The 20641-nt window shown below is 40.9% G+C and carries 15 protein-coding genes and 1 tRNA gene; 6 read left to right on the top strand and 10 right to left on the bottom strand.

Annotated features, from left to right (window positions below; genetic code table 11):
- Nucleotides 1-192 precede the first annotated feature (192 nt).
- From U0R10_RS10825 to U0R10_RS10810, 4 genes are all read left to right on the top strand, one after another.
- Nucleotides 193-3408 carry a SusC/RagA family TonB-linked outer membrane protein gene (locus U0R10_RS10825; protein WP_377983987.1) on the top strand — a complete coding sequence of 1072 codons (3216 nt, stop codon included), beginning with the start codon at nucleotides 193-195 and terminating at the stop codon, nucleotides 3406-3408.
- A 17-nt stretch (nucleotides 3409-3425) separates the two neighbouring features.
- On the top strand, nucleotides 3426-4829 hold the full coding sequence (locus tag U0R10_RS10820; protein WP_377983986.1) for a SusD/RagB family nutrient-binding outer membrane lipoprotein: 1404 nt from the start codon (nucleotides 3426-3428) through the stop codon (nucleotides 4827-4829).
- A gap of 75 nt (nucleotides 4830-4904) precedes the next feature.
- A complete protein-coding gene (locus U0R10_RS10815; protein WP_377983985.1) occupies nucleotides 4905-5945 on the top strand; it encodes a hypothetical protein in 1041 nt (346 codons plus the stop codon).
- A gap of 20 nt (nucleotides 5946-5965) precedes the next feature.
- Nucleotides 5966-7219: a DUF819 family protein gene (locus U0R10_RS10810; RefSeq protein ID WP_377983984.1), complete on the top strand. Its 1254-nt coding sequence runs from the start codon at nucleotides 5966-5968 to the stop codon at nucleotides 7217-7219.
- On the opposite strand, the gene U0R10_RS10805 is transcribed toward U0R10_RS10810, so the two are convergent.
- Nucleotides 7216-8721, bottom strand: a complete 1506-nt coding sequence (locus U0R10_RS10805) for a M20/M25/M40 family metallo-hydrolase (protein WP_377983983.1) — start codon at nucleotides 8719-8721, stop codon at nucleotides 7216-7218. The genes U0R10_RS10810 and U0R10_RS10805 overlap by 4 nt on opposite strands.
- 455 nt (nucleotides 8722-9176) lie before the next feature.
- On the opposite strand from U0R10_RS10805, the gene U0R10_RS10800 reads away from it, so the two are divergent.
- A complete protein-coding gene (locus U0R10_RS10800) occupies nucleotides 9177-9554 on the top strand; it encodes a hypothetical protein (protein WP_377983982.1) in 378 nt (125 codons plus the stop codon).
- Between the two features lie 213 nt (nucleotides 9555-9767).
- On the opposite strand, the gene U0R10_RS10795 is transcribed toward U0R10_RS10800, so the two are convergent.
- Nucleotides 9768-9842: transfer RNA gene (locus U0R10_RS10795), tRNA-Val, on the bottom strand.
- 148 nt (nucleotides 9843-9990) lie between these two features.
- Between U0R10_RS10795 and U0R10_RS10790 the strand changes: the two genes are divergently transcribed.
- Nucleotides 9991-10767, top strand: a complete 777-nt coding sequence (locus U0R10_RS10790) for a TerC family protein (protein WP_377983981.1) — start codon at nucleotides 9991-9993, stop codon at nucleotides 10765-10767.
- Nucleotides 10768-10862: 95 nt separating this feature from the next.
- Here U0R10_RS10790 and U0R10_RS10785 read toward each other — a convergent pair whose 3' ends face one another.
- The 8 genes from U0R10_RS10785 to U0R10_RS10750 form a co-directional block, all read right to left on the bottom strand.
- Nucleotides 10863-11282 carry a thioredoxin family protein gene (locus tag U0R10_RS10785; RefSeq protein ID WP_377983980.1) on the bottom strand — a complete coding sequence of 140 codons (420 nt, stop codon included), beginning with the start codon at nucleotides 11280-11282 and terminating at the stop codon, nucleotides 10863-10865.
- A gap of 85 nt (nucleotides 11283-11367) precedes the next feature.
- Nucleotides 11368-12492 carry a DNA polymerase III subunit beta gene (gene dnaN / locus U0R10_RS10780; RefSeq protein ID WP_377983979.1) on the bottom strand — a complete coding sequence of 375 codons (1125 nt, stop codon included), beginning with the start codon at nucleotides 12490-12492 and terminating at the stop codon, nucleotides 11368-11370.
- A gap of 73 nt (nucleotides 12493-12565) precedes the next feature.
- Complete coding sequence (gene gldG / locus U0R10_RS10775; RefSeq protein WP_377983978.1) at nucleotides 12566-14230, bottom strand: gliding motility-associated ABC transporter substrate-binding protein GldG; 1665 nt, start codon at nucleotides 14228-14230, stop codon at nucleotides 12566-12568.
- A 66-nt stretch (nucleotides 14231-14296) separates the two neighbouring features.
- Nucleotides 14297-16414: a peptidylprolyl isomerase gene (locus tag U0R10_RS10770; RefSeq protein WP_377983977.1), complete on the bottom strand. Its 2118-nt coding sequence runs from the start codon at nucleotides 16412-16414 to the stop codon at nucleotides 14297-14299.
- A 116-nt stretch (nucleotides 16415-16530) separates the two neighbouring features.
- Nucleotides 16531-17655: an aspartate aminotransferase family protein gene (locus tag U0R10_RS10765; protein ID WP_377983976.1), complete on the bottom strand. Its 1125-nt coding sequence runs from the start codon at nucleotides 17653-17655 to the stop codon at nucleotides 16531-16533.
- A gap of 88 nt (nucleotides 17656-17743) precedes the next feature.
- Nucleotides 17744-18694 carry an N-acetyl-gamma-glutamyl-phosphate reductase gene (gene argC / locus U0R10_RS10760; protein ID WP_377983975.1) on the bottom strand — a complete coding sequence of 317 codons (951 nt, stop codon included), beginning with the start codon at nucleotides 18692-18694 and terminating at the stop codon, nucleotides 17744-17746.
- Nucleotides 18694-19890, bottom strand: a complete 1197-nt coding sequence (locus U0R10_RS10755) for an argininosuccinate synthase (protein WP_377983974.1) — start codon at nucleotides 19888-19890, stop codon at nucleotides 18694-18696. The genes argC and U0R10_RS10755 overlap by 1 nt, the downstream gene beginning before the upstream one ends.
- A 2-nt stretch (nucleotides 19891-19892) precedes the next feature.
- A complete protein-coding gene (locus U0R10_RS10750) occupies nucleotides 19893-20555 on the bottom strand; it encodes a GNAT family N-acetyltransferase (protein WP_377983973.1) in 663 nt (220 codons plus the stop codon).
- Nucleotides 20556-20641 lie beyond the last annotated feature (86 nt).

Here is a 20641-nt window from a genome sequence, read left to right as displayed (position 1 = left end):
TTTATAGTTTCAAAAACACTTATTTAATGGATTTTTCAACCAAAATAAGTCTAAATTCATCTCATTCTAATAAATAATTATACAATTGAAAATGATAATAAAGCAATAAATAGTTTTAATAAAGCAATATAAGTTTTATGTTTGACTTTTATAAAAGTTTTTAATTTACTTAAATCAAACCCTAAAACACGCATGAATTTAAAACTACCAATTTTACTTCTTTTATTGTTTAGTACATTCGCGGGATTCGCCCAAAAAACAATTAAAGGCCAAGTAAAAGATGACAAAAGCCAAGAGGGACTTCCAGGAGTTTCCATCTTAGTTCGTGGAACTAATGTAGGTACTTCTACTGATTCAAATGGGAATTTTTCCCTTACGGTTCCAGAAAATGCCAAAGACCTAAACGTTAGTTCTGTTGGGTATACTCCTAAAGTTATAGCCATCGGAACCCAGGCATTTATCAATGTAATCTTACAAGAAGACGCCGTTAATCTACAAGAAGTTGTAGTCAACGCGCTAGGATTTAAGACCAAGAGAGATCGGACGGGTTCTACTTCCTCCAGTGTTTCTGCAGAAGCAATTCGGTCAAGTGGTGAAGCCAATATTTTAAATAGTCTTGCAGGTAAGGCATCGGGTGTTAAAATTGCACGTGCCAATGGAGACCCGGGAGCAGGAACAAATATCCAGATTCGTGGAGCAAATACCATTGGTGGTTCTTCACAGCCTTTAGTGATTGTAGATGGTGTTCCGTTATCCAATGACAACTTATATGGTTCAGGAAGTACAAGATCTGGGGGAGTTTCCCAACAATCCCGTTTGAATGATTTGAACCCAGAAGATATCGAATCTACTCAGATTTTGAAGGGTGCTTCGGCAGCTGCTTTGTGGGGTTCAAGAGCAGCCAATGGTGTTTTGGTGATTACGACCAAGCAAGGTAAATTAAATCAAAAAATGAAGGTTAGTTATTCGGCTACCTATTCAATGGATGAAATAAACAGAAAACATCCCCTTCAGACCACGTTTGGTCAAGGTACGGGTGGAAGGTTTAATCCAACAGCCACGAATTCATGGGGAGATAAAATATCCTCAAGATCAGGTGGCCCAGATGTATTTAATACGACCGGTGAATATTTCTTAGGTAATGATGGTCAAAAGTATTATCCAATCATCACTAAAAACTCAAAAGATATCTTTGCGGATAAAAACTTTGACCAAGTTTTTCAAAAGGGCTCATTCTTAGAGCATAACCTGAGTATTACGGGTGGTAGTGGAAAAACAACAAACTTTTTTAGTTTAGGTTATTTGGGACAAGAGGGTATCATCAAAAACAGTGATTACGATCGATTTACCATGCGATTTAATAATCAGACCTTCTTTAACAATAACGTTAACTTAACGACTAAAGCAAACTACATTCGGACTAACAGTAATCGAATTCAACAAAACTCAAATTCGGCGGGTCTATATTTAGGCCTTCTTCGTCAACCAGCAGATTTTGATCAAACGGCTTACATAGGTACTTATTTTTCAAGTACAGGTGTTCCGACGGAAGGAAGACATCGGAGTTATAGAAGGTATTTAGGTAACAATATCAATCCATTTTTCAACAATCCATTATGGACCATTAACGAGCAAGAGGCCACTTCGGTCGTAAATCGTTTTAATGCGAATACCAACTTGAACATCAACCCGGTCAGTTGGCTTAACATCGACTTACGTGGTGGTATCGATACCTATGTAGACAAGCGTGTTTACTTCGCTCCAGTTGGTTCTACTAGTTTTAACAATGGAAGATTAGACAATGAGAACTTTATTGTTTCTGAAATCAATTTAGACGCCATCGCCCGTGCAGACTTTCCTGATTTGGTTCCGGGAAAAATTGGATTGAATGCTACGGTCGGCTATAATATTAATGATCGAACTAGAAATTACTTGTATGTAAGGTCGCAAAACTTTTTGGTGAATAGTCGGATACAATCATTCACTAATAGTGTTGCTCCTTTTGAGGTTGAAAATAGTACAAACCACATTCGATCAAATAGATTGTACTCTATTTTGGCGTTTGATCTTTACAAGCAAGTATTCTTTAGCGTTTCTGGAACGCAAGAAGCTGCATCAACAATCAAAGGGGGGTATTTTTACCCTTCCATGGATTTAGCTTGGCAGTTTTCACAATTGCCTAATATGACAAACAAAGTGCTTTCTTTTGGTAAAGTGAGAATGTCTTATGGACAAGTGGGGGTACAGCCTACGGCCTATAAGTTTGGCACGACCTATGAAAATTTCACCTATGGTACCTATGATGACGCACTTGATATCAATGAATTTGGAGGTGGTTTCCGTCTAAATGATGATCAAGGTAATAATGTACTAAGACCAGAAATCAAAACGGAAATGGAGTTAGGTACAGATTTGCGCTTCTTTAAAGACCGTTTAAGCTTAGGTTTAACGTACTATAAAAATGAAATTAAAGACATCTTGCTTGCGGTTAACTTATCCCCTTCATCTGGATTTTTATCTAGATATTCCAATGCCGGTAGAATGGAAAACAGAGGTTTGGAGGTTGATTTAGGATACAAGATTATCGCTCAAGCTAATTATGGTTTAGAATTGTATGGAAACTGGAACAATAACAGAAATAAAGTTTTAGACTTAGCTGGTGTTCAACGAGTTGCCCTAACAGACCAATCCATCACTTCTAATGCAATCGTTGGACAGCCATTAGGTATTTTATTCTCAAGTAAAGCACTTAGAAATGATGACGGTAGTTTGGCATTAGATGCTAATGGTTTCCCAAGACTAGCTCCTCAGCAAGGCATTATTGGTAATCCAAATCCAGATTGGAGAGGTGGTTTAGGACTGAAAGGATTCTACAAGAAATTGAATTTCAATGTATTGTTTGAGACATTCCAAGGTGGTGATTTTGCAGAACGTTCACGCTTTGTCCTAAACGCATTCGGAACCTATGCTGACACGGGCAATGAAGTTACGTTGACAAAAGATCTAAAGAACTCTGCAGGAAGAGTTTTCCCAGCCGGAACAACTATTCGTGGTAACATTTTTAATTATGGTGGGGGAGATGTTTTATTAGATGAAGGCTGGTACAATTCACTTGGTGGTGGTCTAGGTGGTTCAGCCATTAACGAATTCTCGATCACAGATGGTAGCTGGACGCGTCTACGTGAGGTTTCAATGGGGTATAACTTCGGCGGTGCGAAGTTTAAAAAAGCAACCAAATTTGACTCGGTAGATTTATCTGTTTCAGGAAGAAATCTATTTATCTGGACGAAGGTTAAAGGAATTGACCCTGAAGTAAATCAATCCGGTGTTGACAATGGATTTGGTATTGAATACTTCACGAATCCAAGTACACGTTCGTGGGTATTTTCTGCGAAGTTTAATTTTTAATATCTTAATTAGAAACGATGAAAAATATAAAATATGCAGCGCTATCACTATTGTTAGTATTTAGTGTAGGGTGTGAGAAAGTTGTTGAGGGAATCAACGACAATCCAAATGAAATTTCCTCAGATTCCTTTGAAGCGGGAGTTTTATTATTAAAAGGAATTGAACTTGCCAATATTTCAGTTCAGGCTGGCCACCAAACACGTATTAGTGGGATGTGGGCTGGTCATACAAGAGGATTGATTTTATTGTATAAAAGTTTAGCCGAATACAACATCTCTGCTGAGGAAAGTAACAATGTCTGGCAGAATGCTTATCAAGGTGTTGTGAAACAAGCGCGTATGTTGAGACAACAAACCGCCACAAGCCCGAAAGCAAAACAATACTCGGGGATTACAAAGGTTTTGGAAGCTAATACCTTAGGAACCATGGCTAGCTTATTTGGCGATATTCCTTATACCGAAGTAGCGAAAGAAGAAGTTGCTGACCCTAAATTTGATAACCAAAAATTTGTTTTTGCTCAGCTGCAACTTTTGCTAGATGAAGCAATAACTGATCTGGGTGCAGCTCCTAATACCGCCATTCCAGAAGATTTAATGTTCGCCGGAAATACCCAAAAATGGATTAAAGTAGCACGTACCTTAAAAGCGCGTTTGTACATGTACACACGTGAATATGATAAGGCGTATCAAGAAGCTTTATTGGGTGTGTTAGTGACGACAGACGCTTTGGTTTTCACTCCTCCAGCTATTGGAAATGGAAGTCAAAATCTGAACTACAAAATGATTAATCAGCGTGGTGGCTATTGGGGTTTTACGGGATCTCATCTTGATAATTTATTAGGAAAGGGACGAAACAACGCAAAAACTCAGGAAAATGCGCGATTGAGCTATTACCGATTTGACGGAGCGTCAGCAACCAACAATAAAGGTATCGCCGCTATTAATACACCTATGACACTAGTTGGTCTTGAAGAGAACTTATTAATCTTGGCTGAAACCGCGGTTAGAGCTGGAAAAACAGCTGAAGGAATTGTTCAATTGAACAAGCTAAGAGCTTATTTAGCTGGTGGTAGAGCGTTTATTAAATTGAACGCAGCAGATGCATTAAAATATGATGCGTATGTATTAGCCGACTTTGAAAAAGGTGGCATGGAAAACCTAGATGGAATCCCTACCGATAGAGCTTTACTTCGTGAAATTATCGAAGAAAGATATGTTTCTGGCTTTACAAGTTCAATGGCTTTTGATGACTTGAGAAGATTAGGCTCAAAAGAAAAAGATATCGCTGTGTTACCTCCATTTAATTCAGCGACGATCAAGCAATATCCACAACGCTTTATTGTAGCACAATCAGAGTTAAGTGCGAATCAAAATGCGCCTAAAGATGCTGGTATATTTAGTGTTACAGAAGTAAATAAATAGTCCATATTTTAATTGAATTATATTAAAACCCTCCAAGCACTTTACTTGGAGGGTTTTGTTTAGCCTCCTAAAACCATGAAATCACTTCTTCACTTACTGGTCCTCAGTCTTTTTATTCCAATGTTCGGAAATGCCCAGGATGAAAAGCCAGCAGCAATCGAAAGAGCTTGTCCCAATGTCTTTTCTTTCAAAAAGAACGATAAAATCTATTCGTTTCGCTACGCCAGTAATCATCCAATCGCAGTGAAAAATGATCAAATCAAGCAACTGGTGATCTACATTCACGGTGCCAGGAGAAATGGACTTGACTATTATGAGTGGGGTGAAAAAGCGGTCAATGCAGCCAATAAGAAAGAAGAGACTTTATTTATTTCTCCTCAATTTAATTCGGAGAAAGATTTAGAAGATCATAAACATGATGCCACGCATTTGTTTTGGGTAAAGAATAATTGGCGCATAGGCGATGAATCGGTATCAAGTGAAAAACGTAAGATGGCAGAGGCATTCAGCAGCTTTAGTTTAGTGGATTCGTTGATTTCCCGGGCATGTAATAAAAAGCTTTTTCCGAGTCTGAAAAAAATTACCATCATTGGTCATTCGGCCGGAGGACAATTTGTTTCCCGCTACGTGGGCATGACGCCCATGCCTTCGATTGCTTCGAAATACAAGTTTAATTTTATCGTGATGAATCCTTCTACGTACATGTACTTAGATGACCGAAGACCTGTAAAAACGGAAACTGGTTTAACGTTTATCAAGCCCGATACTAGTGGTTGTCCTGGTTTCAATGATTATCCCCGAGGCATGGATAAGCTAAATCCGTATGCTTCCCTAGTGGGTGTTGAAACCATCAAGAAACAATTTCTGAATCGAGATATTCGATTTATTCTGGGGGAGAAAGATGTCAATATGAACGATAGTAGTTTAGATAAGACATGCGAGGGTAATATGCAAGGGCGTTTTCGTTTAGAGCGGGGGCAATATTTTTATGATTACGTCCAACTGTATTCCCCAAAAAAGAAAATATACCAAATTGCCGTTGTACCAGATGTAGCTCATGACGGAGATAAAATGGTTAATTCGAAGGAGGCTCGTTGGCATATTTTTGGTATGTAGTTTAATTTAAATTTGATTAAATGAATTTTTTCCAAATCGAGAACGATGCCATTATCGCAGGACTATTTTTAATTCTATTAGCTGGAATTTTTTATAGTGCTGATTCCAATCATGGTTTTTGGAAAAAATTATATGGGGTAGTTCCTCCCTTATTGTTTTGTTATTTGATTCCTGGTTTTCTGAATAGTTACCATGTTATTAGTGGTGAAGCATCTGGTTTATATCGTTTTGCGACGGCTTACTTACTTCCTGCCTCCTTGATTTTATTATTATCGACAGCAAATCTGAAAGCAATTTTTGGTTTAGGTAATAAAGCACTACTCATATTTTTTACGGGTTCAATCGGTATCGTTATTGGTGGCCCTATCGCCTTATATATTGTCTCGTTCTTTTCTGATAGTTTTCATGTCGCAGCTCAGGAAGCGGGGTATTGGAAAGGATTGGTTACTATCACGGGTTCGTGGATCGGTGGAAGTAGTAGCCAATTGGCATTAAAAGAGATTTATGGATGCTCAGAGGAGCTATTTGTGATCATTTTGGTCATCGATGCCTTAGTGGCAAATGTATGGACAGCGCTCTTGTTTTATGGCGCAGGAATCACCCATAAAATTGACGCCTGGCTCGGGGCAGATGCAACGTTGATTGAGGATGTCAAAAAAAATATCTTGAAATTTAAGGAAACGAAAGATAAACCTGCCGACTTAAAAGATCTGACATTTATATTGGGCATAGGATTTGGTGGTACGGCTGTTGCACATGCCTGTAGTGGCTTAATATCAAAAATGTTTGCACCACATCGCGACTGGCTTATTTCGCATGGTTTAGAGCCTTTTTCATCCCAATTTTTATGGCTGATACTTTTGTCAACAACGATCGGTATCCTTTTATCGTTTACCCGCGTTCGAAAAATGGAAAAGCTAGGGAGCACAGATTTTGCTACGCTCTTTATTTATTTCTTAATTATGACTATTGGGATGCGTCTAGATTTATTTAATATCGGTGCCAACGTTGGATTACTGGCAGTAGCGGTAATCTGGATGCTGATACATATTATTTCTATGATTGTGGCTGCCAAAATGATCAAAGCCCCTTTCTTTTTTGTCGCCGTAGGGAGCCAAGCCAATATCGGTGGAGTGGCGACTGCACCCGCTGTAGCTGCTGCTTTTCACCCCTCCTTAGCGCCTGTAGGAGTTTTATTAGCAGTTTTGAGCCATGTCATTGGTACGTATGCTGGGATTATTTCAGCCTGGTTGATGCGCTTGGTGGATGTCTAATCTGCTTGCTGCGTTAAGAGCGCAATACACATCTTCATTCCTTCCTCGTAGTTTTTGATTTTAATGTTCTCGTTGGCAGCATGTATGTTATTATACGGATTAGGAATTCTAAGTGATACCGCTGGCACGTTTAAAGTTTCGATGAAAGAAGCCATAGGTTGCGAACCACCTGTGGCACGCACCTTTAGAAATTTGCCCACAGCTCTTTCTGTTGCTTTGGATAACCATAGGCCGATTTCAGAATCCATGGGAGTTCTAAAGGGTAGTGATCCTTCTTTTTGTTTCAACGTTGCCAAGGTTTTGAATTGGGCTCTTTGTTGGTCCGTAGGTAAACTATCAATTAGCGTTACACCTTGTTGTGTCAAGTAGTTTTTGATTAAACCGATTTGTCTCGAACCGGGTGTTTCGGGAACCAACCGTAAATCTAATTCAGCGATGGCCATACTTGGAATCGTCGTGGTGACTAGTTTTCCTACGTTGGATGCTTGTAAGCCACGGATATTTAAGCTGGGGTACTGCATGGCTTCTTGATAACTTTCTCCCACTTTTTCGGCTTCTGCAATGCCAATTTCCGCATTTATTTCCGCCATATTTTCAGGGATTTCAGCAAATGATTTTTTGTCGGCCGCTGTAATCGTGACCCCATCATAAAATCCTGGAATCGTTACCCGACCATCATCGTCTTTCATGCCAGCTAACAGCTTGGCTAATTTTAAGGCTGGATTGGGGGCGTAGTTACCATATTGGCCGCTGTGCAAATTTTCTTTGGCACCATATACCGTTAAAGTCAGCGTTGCAATACCTCTAGCACCAAACATGATCGTGGGAATATCGGATATGTGTCGTGTTCCATCCATTATGACTAAGCGGTCGGCCGCCAAAAGTGCGCGATTCTTTTTGACTAAATCAGCGATAGTCGGGGAGCTTAACTCCTCTTGAAAATCCATGATCACTTTGACATTATAAGCAGGAGCTATATTTCTTTTTCGTAGCGCGTTTAGTGCAGAAATTAAACACATGGCAGGACCTTTTGAGTCGGATGTTGACCGAGCAACTATTTTCCATTCAGGATCTATTTTGGTCTCAATCTCTTGCCACGAAACTTCTTCTCCTTTTTGGTTTTTGATTACCGGCTCAAAAGGATTAGGTTGATTCCAAGCGGATTTATCTACGGGTTGTCCGTCAATTTGTAGATAAAATAACACATTGGGCTTTTTGGGGTCGGTTATGTATTCAGCATATAAATGAGGTATTTTCGACGAAACTAGCTGCGTGGTTTTAAACCCTAAATTTTGAAATGTTTTTTCACACCATTTCAGATTGGTTTCAATTTGTTGGGGATAATTCCCATCGTTGGGCATTTGGAGGAATTCTCTGAATGTCAAAAGCGAGCCTTTAATCTCTGACTGTTCAATTTCATTTATTTCGAGCTTGGTGAATTTTTGGCCATATACGGACAAAGAGGTAACCAAAAGAAGGGCAAAAAGAATTCTCATCTGCATGAAGATTTTATGTAAAATGGGAGAGTGAAAATAGGCAGAATCAAGCAAATAGCATAGTTATTTTGAGACTTAAATATTCAATATGCTGGCTGGCTTTCCTTTTCGAAATACCCTTCTCGTGCTACCCACTCTGCTACTCCTGCCATAAATTAAAAAAACCACCTCGTTTGAGATGGTTTAAGTGGTCCCACTAACCGAGTCGATGCGGCTACAATCAAATTTTAATCTTATCAGGATCTTACCAAGTTAAAACTATTCCAATTTAGTTGACTTATTCAATATGATTTGAGCGGGTTTAAATTAGTTTCTTGTGCGCTCTTGTTTGCTGCTTTGAATAAAATGAATCACTGTTTGATGTAAGTTTGACTTTGTAAATAAAATATAAAAATTTATTTTTAAATTCAAAAAGATACTTATGTTTGTTCTTACATAAATTCTAAACCAAATTTAATATCATGAAAAAAATCCTTTTTTTAGTAGTGCTTGGCTTGGCTATTGGCCGGACTGCCTCAGCTCAAAACGCTATCAATTCTGTTCATTTTTACGATGTTAAAAATGCTTCAGCTGAGCAAACCTATAAAGCAACTTTGAAAGAAATCAATGCAATTATGGTTGAGATTGGCTATCCTAAAAATTATTATAGCCATCTTAAATTGGCTGCTTCAGATACCACAAAAACGTTTCGTCATTGTACCATTGGTCATTGGAATTCAGAAGCTGAATACAAAGCGATACATGAACATCCAAAATTCAAAGCGTGGGCAGAAAAAAACAAAGGCATTAACGCTGTTTTTATTTCAGGCCAATTATATCGTAAATTTTATGAGGACTAGTTACTTGCTCAAGTAACCATAAAATTAAGAAGCCCAGTAAATTTGTTGGGCTTTATTTTTTATTTACAATTGATTTGTTGAAATATTAATATGCAAAATGGATATTTGGGATTTAAACAAACTCGCATTTCTATCGAAATCCCCTGTCGTGCTACCCACTCTGCTACTCCTGCCATAAAATAAAAAAAACCACCTCGTTTGAGGTGGTTTAAGTGGTCCCACTAGGATTCGAACCTAGGACCCCCTGCTTGTAAGGCAGGTGCTCTGAACCAGCTGAGCTATAGGACCATTTCGTTGAATTGGTTTGCAAATATCTGTCTTTTATTTTTTTTATGCAAGTTGGCGCTTGAAAATACTTCATTTTTTTTATCTCTGAGGCCTGTTTTTTGATTATCTGCCTGAAACACACCATCTTTACGCCAGAAAAAAAATGTACATGGAATCACTATTTAGTTTAGATAATCTGGTCAGTTTACTGACATTAACTTTTTTGGAAATCGTTTTGGGGATTGATAATATCATTTTCATTTCGATTACGGCTTCCCGACTACCCAAAGAAAGTCAAGCTCAAGCCCGTAATATCGGTTTATTACTCGCTATGGTCTTTCGGGTGATCTTGCTTTTTGGGATCTCTATCTTGATTTCGCTGCAAAAACCATTCATGCACATTGATACGACCTATTTCAAAGCAGCACCTACGGGACAAGGAATTATCTTGTTTATTGGTGGCCTATTTCTGCTTTACAAAGCCACGAATGAAATTTTTATGAAACTGGAAGGGGAGGAGGAGCACCTAGGCGCGACCGGTAAAGCGGTGAATAGTATTGCCAAAGTTGTCACCCAAATCGCACTGATCAATCTCGTATTTTCAATCGATTCCATCTTGACAGCCATTGGCCTATCCGACAACATGATGGTCATGATTATTGCCGTCGTGGTATCGGCAGTCATTATGATGGCCTTCTCAGGTCCCGTTGGCCGCTTTGTAAACGATCACCCTTCCTTACAAGTGCTCGGCCTTTCATTCCTAATAATGATTGGTTTTATGCTGATCGCAGAAGCGAGCCATGGTTCTGAATTAATCATTCTAGGCAACAGCATTGGTCAAATACCTAAAGGCTATCTGTACTTCTCAATCGCATTCTCCTTGTTCGTTGAGTTTATCAATATTCAGATGCGGAAAAGGTCGAAGCCAGTAGAGTTAAAGAGGTAAGAAGTAAGAAGTGAGAGGTAGATGTTTTTTTAAATAAAAAAGCCCAGGAAAATTTCCCAGGCTCTCAATATCTCTTACCTCTTAGTTCTTACCTCTTACTTCTTTACTGCTTTCGCTACGCCCAACAACTCCTTAGCGCCACCCTGTGGTAAACCCAATACCTTCTTTTTTACCTTGCCTGTGGCATCCATAAACAAGATTGTTGGGTAGCCTTCAATCGGATACATATTGGCTAAGGCCGGACCTTCACCAGCCTCCATGTCGACACCAATCGACACGAAATTCGCATTGATGTAATCGCCCAACTCTTTATTAGGGAATACTTTGTTCTTCAATACTTTACACGGGCCACACCAGGTCGTGTAGGCGTCCAACATGATTAATTTGTTTTCCTTCTTTGCCTTCTCTTTCGCCTGGCGAAATGTTCCCTCAAAGAAATTAACTCCATCACCCTCTGCCGCTATTGCAGGGAGAGTTAAAATGGAAAGGAATAGGATGCTTAATAGTTTTTTCATAACACAATGAATTAAGAAGTAAGAACTAAGAAGTAAGAGGTATGATGTTAGAACTGAGAATACTCTCACCTCTTACTTCTTACCTCTAGTTATATGAATTTAACATGACTGGCATCACCAGCAACAACACATCTTCGTGCTCATCCTGGTCAGACGGGATAATTAAGCCTGCTTTGTTTGGCTCACTTAATTTAATATCTACAAATTTTGACGATAAATTGCCGAGTAACTCAGAGATCAATTTGGCATTGAAGCCAATCTCCATGTCCTTGCCAGCATATTCGCAGGCTAAAGATTCATTAGCCTCATTCGAGTAATCTAAATCCTCTGCTGATAATGTCAAGCTATTTGCTGTTAACTTCAAGCGAATTTGGTGCGTCGTCTTATTCGAGTAAATCGAAATACGCTTCACCGAACTCAAGAATTCTAAGCGATTAATCGTCACAATCTCATTGTTCTCTTTCGGAATCGCATTCTCATATTCTGGGAAACGCTCATCGATAATCCGACAAATCAACTGGAAACTATCAAAGCTAAAGAAGGCATTCGAAGAACTAAATTCAACCGTTACTTGCGTGTCCGCCGTAGGCAATGTCGACTTCAATAAGGACAACGCTTTCTTAGGTAAAATTAAGCTGCTTTGCGCCTCTGGACGAATATCCGTTCTACGGTAACGTACCAAACGATGTCCGTCCGTCGCCACAAAATTCGTGTGATCACCCATCATTTGAATCAACACACCCGTCATCGCCGGTCGCATATCATCATTTGAAACAGCTAGTAAGGTATTAGCAATCGCTTCGCCCAACGTCAAAGCAGATAATGAAATTGATTGGTTTTTAGCAACCTCTGGGATACGTGGGAAATCAATTGGATTCTCACCACTTAATTTAAACCGACCATTTTGAGTCGAAATCTCCGCTCCAAATGTTCCTTGGTCCGCGCCAATCGTAACCGGCTGATCCGGTAAGCTACGCAAGGTCTCCAACAATAAACGTGCTGGTAACGCAATCGATCCATTCTCGAATCCCTCCACGTCCAACGTCGTCGTCATGACCGTCTGTAAGTCAGAAGCCGTTAGCTTCAAGGAATTACCCTCTAATTCTACTAAAATGTTCTCCAAAATAGGGATGATTGGATTACTTGCGACAACCCCATTAATGGCGGAAATCTGCTTCAATAATACATTGGAGGCGACTAGAAATTTCATTGCTTATCGTTAATTTATGACGTACGTTTTCAAACCTCGAAGTTAAAAGAATTAAGCTACAAAGCCAAGCCCTTTAGCGATTGTATTTATTCCGGCGATAGAGCACCACCGCCAAACTAAACAAGCCACCAAACAAAATAGGTAATAGCATATTTAAGCCCTGCCAAAAACCCTTTTCTTCCTGAATTTTGCCCTTATCGAGCGGACGTAGACGGATATTTTTGCTGCGCGCCAATAATGCTTTTTGGTCGTCCAGTAAGTACTGAAATCCATTTAAAATAAAATCCACATTCGCAAAGGTATGCTTCGAAAATGGGTCAAAACCCAAGGCCATGGGCCCCTTCGTTTCCGGGTCAATATCATTCAGCGCGATGTCCCCATCAGCTACTAGAATTAAGCCACCTGCTTGGTCGGATTGGCCAATAAATTTTTGTTGCAAACTGTCGTTTGGCAGCGGTCTATTTTGGAATATCGAGCTAAACCGACCTTCTATTAAATAGGATACCACCTGAACGCCCGCTTTATATTTAGCCGGATCAAAATCCTTTCCGGTAGATGAAAATGGCAATGTCGCTGGGGCCTGTTGGACTTGCGTATAGGTACTCGTCTGCAATAAAGGGGTCTTTTTTAAATGCATCGCACCCGCCACAGTATCAATACTCGATACAAACCGACCGTACACCGCATCCAAATTCTTGGTAATCAACGAAGCCTGATTTCCACGCAATAAAGGAAATGCTGGCCAAGGCATTAACTCGATGCTTGGCTTATTTCCATAATTGCCTACTGCCAAGGGAATCGCTCCTGACAGCTGTGCATCTTTCACCCAATTACTATTTAAACGTAATCCATAGCGATACAACATTGCCTGTAAGCCCACATCTACGGCTGTACTCACCAAACCTTGATTCGCAATGGTATCCGTCCGGACACCCTCCATAAAGAAAATTCCCTTTCCTCCTTTGACCAAAAATTGGTCTATCTTATACTGATCCGATGGACTGAAAACTCGGTCTGGCTGAATCAAACAAATCGCATCCAAGCCATCCAATGTCGCCGAAGCGCCCAAGTCAACCGGATATAAATCGTAACGTTTACGTAAAGCCGCAATCAGACTCAACTGCTTCACGGCCGGTACATGATTGTAATCCATCAAGAACCCAATCTTCTTGCGTTCCGTTTCCGCCAAGCTTTGAATCCCCTGCATAATCTCATACTCCAATCCCTCAATGGACTGATTCAATACCTCTTGCGAATTGGCTAGTTGGTCCCCTTTCAGCAACAATACCCCCACTGATCTTTCCCCTTTCGTAATCACTAAACCCGGAAAGGCCAATTGCTGTACTTGCTTCCCATCTTGCTTATTGACAATATTCGTGGGCGGTAATCCCAATGAATCCAACTGGAATATCTTGCGCTCCCGATCCTTCTCATCTGGATAGGCGGCATACATATCTACTTGCTCGATGTCAATGGTTTGCGGGCTTTGGCTTTTAATATCAGACAAGATACTTAAGGTAGCTTTTTCGAGTCGCTTAAAGCCACCTGGTAGTCCATCGCCGCCTAAATACACCTCAATGCGAATCGGTGCATCCAAAGCCTCCAGCGTTGTTCGTGTGGATTCGCTTAGGGTGAACTTTTTGTCCTCACTGATGTCCCAGCGAAAACGTAGTAAAGGACTCGCCACGAGAAGGGCGATTCCCAATCCAAGCCATAAGATCCAACGGTTTCTTTTCATGTTTAGCTTTCAAACAAGAAAAGCATTCCTTGCAGAATGCTTTTCCTTATTTCTTACAACGAACTATTAATAGAATTTGTATCGCTTGTCTTCAATTTTTGCATTTTCTTTAATCGCTTCATTGATGTAGAATGAAGTACGTTGCAAATTCATTGATTGAATTTGGTTCTTGTAAATTGAGTAATCCGCTAATGAAGGAGCTACCACTGAACCTGTTTTCTCAGCGATGAAAACTCCATTGTCACCAACAAACACCGCACTACGCTTTCCGTTTCTCAAACCAGCGATACGTCCTAAAGCAATCGCGTCTGGACCAGCTGTGTTTAACATGCCCGATGATAAAGTTAAATCTTGTACAGTTTCTACCAAAGCACCTGCACCATATTTCTGAGCGATTTGCTCCAATGAACCTTTAATGCCTGAAAGTTTCGCTGAAATTTGCTCACCTTTCAATTGGTTACGAACCATTGCAGTCAACTCCTCACGGAAGTCGTTTATTGTGACATTGTCTTTATCTGTTTTGCCAGTTAAGTAAGCCACGATGTATTGATTTTCTTGTTCAAACACTTTCTTTGAACCATCACCTACGGCTGTGTTTTCGTCAAATGCCCAACGAACAATTTCGCGCGCATTGCTTAAGTTATTTACTGCAGAGGCATTTTCTAATAAACGATCGGCACGCATCATGATGATGTTCTTATCTTTCTTCATTGCTACTTCGAAAGCACCTTGTGTTCCGTTTGCATTCGCGAAAGCATCTGCTTGCGTGAATACTTTGTCTAACGTAGCTTGTGATGGAGCGATTGTTTTGTTGATGGCTGCCAATTTATAGCTTGTATTTGTTTTGGCATCCGTCACTTTCACCACATGGAAACCGTAATCTGTTTCAATAACACCTGGCATCAAACCTGTACCATTAAATCCAAACAAGGCTTTCTCAAATGATTTAACCATAGATCCATTATTTTTGAAATAACCTAGGTCTCCTCCATTTTGTGCTGTGCCATCCATGCCATTCATTTGAGCCAATGTCTCAAAACTTCCGCCACCCTTAACTTGCGCTAAAACAGCCTCAGCACGTTGTCTAGCTTGCGCCTTCGCCGAATCAGACTTGTTGGCCGGTGCAATCAAAATATGACTTGCACGCATCGTGAACAATGAATCTTTCTTCACGCCACCATACTTGTAGATCGAGTACGTTAAACCTTCTTTAAATGGTCCGTAGATACCACCCACTTGGAACGTAGCTAATTGAGTCTTAACCGCTGCTGGAATTTCAGCATAAGGCAATAGGTAAGGTGTGCGCACATCTGAATTCAACATCGCAAATGCGGAGTCATTCGGTGCTACAGCTAAGTCTTTGGCTAATTTCTTAATTTGATTGTAGAACTCAGCCGTGTCTTGCTTCGTAGGAATCACTGGGAAAGTTGCGTATTGAATAGAACGCGTATTGGTTCCTTTGTACTGATCCTTATGCTTCGCTAAATAATCTTCTAATTGTGCATCCGTTACTTTAACCGTTGAATCTGAAACGGAGAAGAAAGGAACGTATACGAAACGTGCACTAAACTTCGCAGTTTGCGCTTGGTATTCTTTCGCCGCATCTGCTTGTGTCACGTAGTTAGACAAACGCATCAAGTTTTCATACTTCGTACGGATACGATCTTGCGAAATTGATTTCTCAAAATTAGCCCATGCTTGTTGTTGCTGAACCGGCATCGTCTTCAAATTCTTCAAGAATTGAATCACGAATGTCTTGTCAAACTGTCCTGTTTGCGGATTAGTGAATTGTTGGCGCACAGACGGGTGAATGTAATTCCCTTGCACCATATCAATCAATTCTTCTTCAGAAACCTTTAATCCTAAGGCATCAAATTCTTTTTTGTAGGCGATATCCAATACGTATTGGTTCCAAACTTGGTCACGAATCATCGTTGCTTCTTGCTCGGATGGACCTTTTCCTGTTTGTGCTGTGTAATTAGCCGTAGCTTCTTCTACTTTCTTTTGGAAATCTTGAATGAGAATACTTTCTCCAGCAATATTGCCAACCTCCTGTGAGCTGCCACCGAATAAGGATGATTTTCCTTGGAAAATATCACTTCCTATGAGAAACAACACTAAACTGATCGCGATAGCCGCTGCTGCAATCCCTGATTTCTCTCTAATTTTTGTAATTAATGCCATTGGTATGAATAAATAATTGATTTAATCTCTCGCTCTGTTTTTCGATTTTCTCTTGAACAAAAGAAACGCAAAATAATCACATTTCTATTCAAAAAGCAAGTCGGAACTAAACTAATCTATGCCTTCAACGTCTTTGTCAAACTTTCTAGGAAACGATCCGCGATCGCTTGATCCATCCCTAAACTTGGCAATAGCCGCAAGGTATGTTTTCCGGCATAACCGCAAAATATGTGATGGGTGTTCAATAAAGCATCGCGCACGGGTCCTACGGGTGATTCAAGCTCAATCCCGATCATCAAACCGCGACCACGTACTTCTTTTATTCCCGAAATTCCTGCCAATTCCCTCATCAGGTAATCCCCTTGTTTGGTGGCGTTTTCCATTAATTTTTCTTCCTGAATGATATCTAATACGGCATTCGCTGCCGTACAGGCTAAGTGATTTCCACCAAAAGTCGTCCCCAATAAGCCATAGCTTGCTTGAATATGTGGCGCGATTAATACGCCACCGATCGGAAAACCATTTCCCATACCTTTGGCAGTAGTCATCATATCCGGATGAATATCGGCAAATTGATGTGAAAAGAATTTACCAGAACGTCCGTAACCACATTGTACGGAATCTAAAATTAATTGAGCGCCCGTTTCATCACAACGTGTTCGTAACGCTTGCAAAAATGGGGTAGAGGCTACTTGAATTCCACCTACGCCTTGAATTCCTTCAACAATTACCGCTGCCGTTTCTTCGGTAATGACCTGTTCCAAACCTTCCAATTGATTGAATGGGTGGAAGCTTACATGCGACGTGTCATTGATCGGAGCGACGATGCTTGGGTTGTCGGTGACTGCCACCGCTCCCGCCGTTCTGCCGTGAAATGCTTTGGTAAATGCAACTACTTTTTTGCGTCCTGTATGAAATGAGGCTAATTTTAAGGCGTTCTCATTAGATTCAGCACCGGAATTCGTTAAGAATAATTGGTAGCTTGGATAGCCTGAAACGCGACCTAATTTTTCGGCTAATTCTTCCTGCCCCGAAATGATGATGGAGTTCGAATAAAAACCAATGTTATGTAGTTGCTCGGTCATCTTGGCCACATAATGTGGGTGCGAATGCCCGATGGAAATCACGGCATGACCTCCATATAAATCTAGATATTCCTGCCCATCTTTGGCCCATACCGTGCTTCCTTGTGCTTTCACAAGTTCGATCGGGTAGAGTGGGTATACGTCGAATAGTTTCATAAGTCAGTTGTCAGTAGTCAGTAATCAGTAGTCAGTAATCAGTAATCAGTAGTCACCTCTTACTTCTTACTTCTTACTTCTTACCTCTCTAAAAGTTTGCTGCTTTAAGTCTCAACCCCGCCGATTCGTCCCAGCCGAGCATTAGGTTCATGTTTTGAACGGCTTGACCTGAGGCGCCTTTTAACAGGTTATCGATCACGGAGCTTATTAAAATTTGGCCTTCGTGAACTTCTAGGTGCAAAAAGCATTTGTTCGTATTGACCACTTGCTTGACATCCACCGCTTGGGAGCTGACAAAAACAAAGGGTGAATCGCGGTAGTAGTTTTCAAATAATTCCATGGCCTCTTCCTGCGTACCTGAATAATCCGTGTACACATTCGCCATGATGCCCCGCGTAAAATTACCGCGATATGGAATGAAATTGACCTTTGGCGCAGGGTACTCGGACCCCAAAACCATGCCTATTTCTGTTAAATGCTGATGTGTGAAGGCTTTATAGATGCTAACATTGTTATTTCTCCAGGAGAAATGACTCGTGGGCGATAATGCCTGTCCTGCACCCGTGGAACCTGTAATCGCCGAAACATGCACGGCTGATTTGATCAATCCCGCGGTGGCTAATGGCAACAAGGCTAATTCGATCGATGTGGCAAAGCAACCCGGATTGGCGATCTTGTTGGCCGTACGGATTTTTTCCTTTTGAAACTCTGGCAGCCCGTAGACAAAACCTTCGGATTCATCTCGGAAATCTGTGCTTAAATCTATGATTTTGGTATGCCAAGGAACCTCGTTGGCCGCTAAGAATTTCTTCGATTCCCCATGTCCAGAACATAAAAACAATACATCCACAGGACATAGCTGATCACAGAATCGCGCATGCGTCGAGCCCAGTAAGTCGGTGTGCACATCTGAAACCAATTTTCCAGCCTGCGAATTTGACATAATACACGCCAAAACTACATCCGGGTGGTTCACCAAAATGCGGAGTAATTCACCTCCTGTGTAACCTGCAGCACCTACGATTCCGATCTTTGCCATTAGTTTGATTCGTTAACTTTCCGGTGGATCATGGTTTGGTTCGAAACAATTTTCGAGAATCCACGTACATCATCGCCCGTCCAGGCTTTATTCATTTCGCCATACGCACCAAATGCGGATGACATTAAGTCAAATTTAGACTCAATTCCCGTTACCTGGAATTGATATGGCGACAACACCACATGTACCGTTCCCGTCACATTATCTTGGGTATCAGCCAGGAATGTTTCAAAATTACGCATTACGGGCTCCAAGAATTGGCCTTCGTGCAACAAGGTTCCATACATATCACCAATGTTCTGCTTCCAGTATAATTGATGTTTGGTCAACACATGTTTCTCCAATAAATGGTGTGCCTTGATGATGATCAATGGGGCAGGGGCCTCAAAACCCACCCGGCCTTTGATCCCAATAATCGTATCGCCCACGTGAATGTCCCGACCGATCGCATAAGCACCCGCGCGAGTAGTCAATTCACGAATCGCATCTACTGTACTTGGGAAGGTATTTCCGTCAATGCCCACTAATTGGCCATATTCAAATTGTAATGAGATTTTTGTTGGCTTAGTTTCGGTCAACTGCGTTGGCCAAGCTTCTTCCGGTAAATAACCATCCGAAGTCAAGGTTTCTTTTCCACCTACCGACGTCCCCCAAAGACCTTTGTTGATGGAGTACGTGGACTTATGCCATTCTTGAACGACGCCTTTTGATTTCAAGTATTCGATTTCCGCTTCGCGTGATAATTGCATGTCACGGATTGGCGTGATTACTTCGCATTCAGGAGCTAGGATACGAAAGACAACGTCGAAACGGACTTGATCATTTCCGGCACCCGTACTGCCGTGGGCAATCGCTTTCGCGCCTATTTTTGCCGCATATTTTGCGACAGCTGTTGCTTGAAAAACACGTTCTGCAGAAACAGAAAGTGGATATGTGTTGTTTTTGAGTACGTTACCAAACACTAAATATTTGATGCAATCTTGGTAATAGGATTCAACCACATCCAATGTCACATGGGAGGTCACACCTAAAGAATAGGCTTTTTCTTCAATCGTTTTTAATTCTTCAGGAGAAAACCCGCCGGTGTCTACCAGCGCCGAGTGCACTTCCATGCCACGCTCTTCTGTTAGATACTTGACACAAAAAGAGGTATCTAATCCACCACTAAAGGCTAAAATTACTTTCGGCTTGCTCATATTTACTTCGTTTTTCCTTTCGAATGGAAAGGCATTAATAATTTTTCTTTCATTTTTTTCAGCTGCATGAAGTCGGCAATATTCTTCAAGAATATCCACTTTTCATCTTTTTCAACTTTCACCGCAGCTTGGTTTGGATCAAAAATCATGCCGGTACATAAGCAGATTTTTCGTTCTGTTCGCGTCAAAATATCGTAATTCACGCAGGATTGACAACCTTTCCAGAAATTATCATCAACAGGTAATTCGGAAAAGGTGGTTGGCTCATAGCCCAAATCACTATTGATTTTCATCACAGCGAGTGAAGTCGTGATACCAATGATTTTTGCGTCGGGAAAGCGTTCGCGCGATAATTGAAACGCTTTTTCTTTGACAGCTTTCGCCACGCCAAATTGGCGATGACTCGGTCTGACAATTAAGCCTGAGTTGGCCACGAACTTTCCGTGTTGCCACGTTTCAACATAGCAAAAGCCCACAAACTCACCGGTTTCATCATCGGTAGCGATGATTGCTTTTCCTTCGGACATCTTCTCTCGAAGGTATTCTGGAGTTCTTTTGGCGATACCTGTGCCTCTGGCTTTGGCAGATTCTGCCATTTCGTGGCAGATGGATTCCGCTAAGTCAAAATGAGATTGACTAGCGACTTGAACAGTGTATGAATTCATGAATGATAATCAGAAAAATAAAAAAATGTGTACGTAAATGCAGTACAGGGTATCAAACCCTGAAAATGAACCTTCGTCGTCGGACG

It is taken from the genome of Aquirufa avitistagni, assembly GCF_042715545.1.
Classification (GTDB): Bacteria; Bacteroidota; Bacteroidia; order Cytophagales; family Spirosomataceae; genus Aquirufa; species Aquirufa avitistagni.
The sequence above is the reverse complement of the archived record's forward strand: the minus strand, read 5'-3'. Positions and strand labels throughout refer to the sequence as shown.

Excerpts from the sequence above, each read along its gene's own strand:
- U0R10_RS10815 (WP_377983985.1), top strand. The coding sequence starts at position 4,905 with ATGAAATCACTTCTTCACTTACTGGTCCTCAGTCTTTTTATTCCAATG.
- U0R10_RS10750 (WP_377983973.1), bottom strand. The coding sequence starts at position 20,555 with ATGAATTCATACACTGTTCAAGTCGCTAGTCAATCTCATTTTGACTTA.
- U0R10_RS10825 (WP_377983987.1), top strand. The coding sequence starts at position 193 with ATGAATTTAAAACTACCAATTTTACTTCTTTTATTGTTTAGTACATTC.
- gldG (WP_377983978.1), bottom strand. The coding sequence starts at position 14,230 with ATGAAAAGAAACCGTTGGATCTTATGGCTTGGATTGGGAATCGCCCTT.
- U0R10_RS10805 (WP_377983983.1), bottom strand. The coding sequence starts at position 8,721 with ATGCAGATGAGAATTCTTTTTGCCCTTCTTTTGGTTACCTCTTTGTCC.
- U0R10_RS10820 (WP_377983986.1), top strand. The coding sequence starts at position 3,426 with ATGAAAAATATAAAATATGCAGCGCTATCACTATTGTTAGTATTTAGT.
- U0R10_RS10785 (WP_377983980.1), bottom strand. The coding sequence starts at position 11,282 with ATGAAAAAACTATTAAGCATCCTATTCCTTTCCATTTTAACTCTCCCT.
- U0R10_RS10765 (WP_377983976.1), bottom strand. The coding sequence starts at position 17,655 with ATGAAACTATTCGACGTATACCCACTCTACCCGATCGAACTTGTGAAA.
- U0R10_RS10810 (WP_377983984.1), top strand. The coding sequence starts at position 5,966 with ATGAATTTTTTCCAAATCGAGAACGATGCCATTATCGCAGGACTATTT.
- U0R10_RS10770 (WP_377983977.1), bottom strand. The coding sequence starts at position 16,414 with ATGGCATTAATTACAAAAATTAGAGAGAAATCAGGGATTGCAGCAGCG.
- U0R10_RS10800 (WP_377983982.1), top strand. The coding sequence starts at position 9,177 with ATGAAAAAAATCCTTTTTTTAGTAGTGCTTGGCTTGGCTATTGGCCGG.
- dnaN (WP_377983979.1), bottom strand. The coding sequence starts at position 12,492 with ATGAAATTTCTAGTCGCCTCCAATGTATTATTGAAGCAGATTTCCGCC.
- U0R10_RS10755 (WP_377983974.1), bottom strand. The coding sequence starts at position 19,890 with ATGAGCAAGCCGAAAGTAATTTTAGCCTTTAGTGGTGGATTAGATACC.
- U0R10_RS10790 (WP_377983981.1), top strand. The coding sequence starts at position 9,991 with ATGGAATCACTATTTAGTTTAGATAATCTGGTCAGTTTACTGACATTA.
- argC (WP_377983975.1), bottom strand. The coding sequence starts at position 18,694 with ATGGCAAAGATCGGAATCGTAGGTGCTGCAGGTTACACAGGAGGTGAA.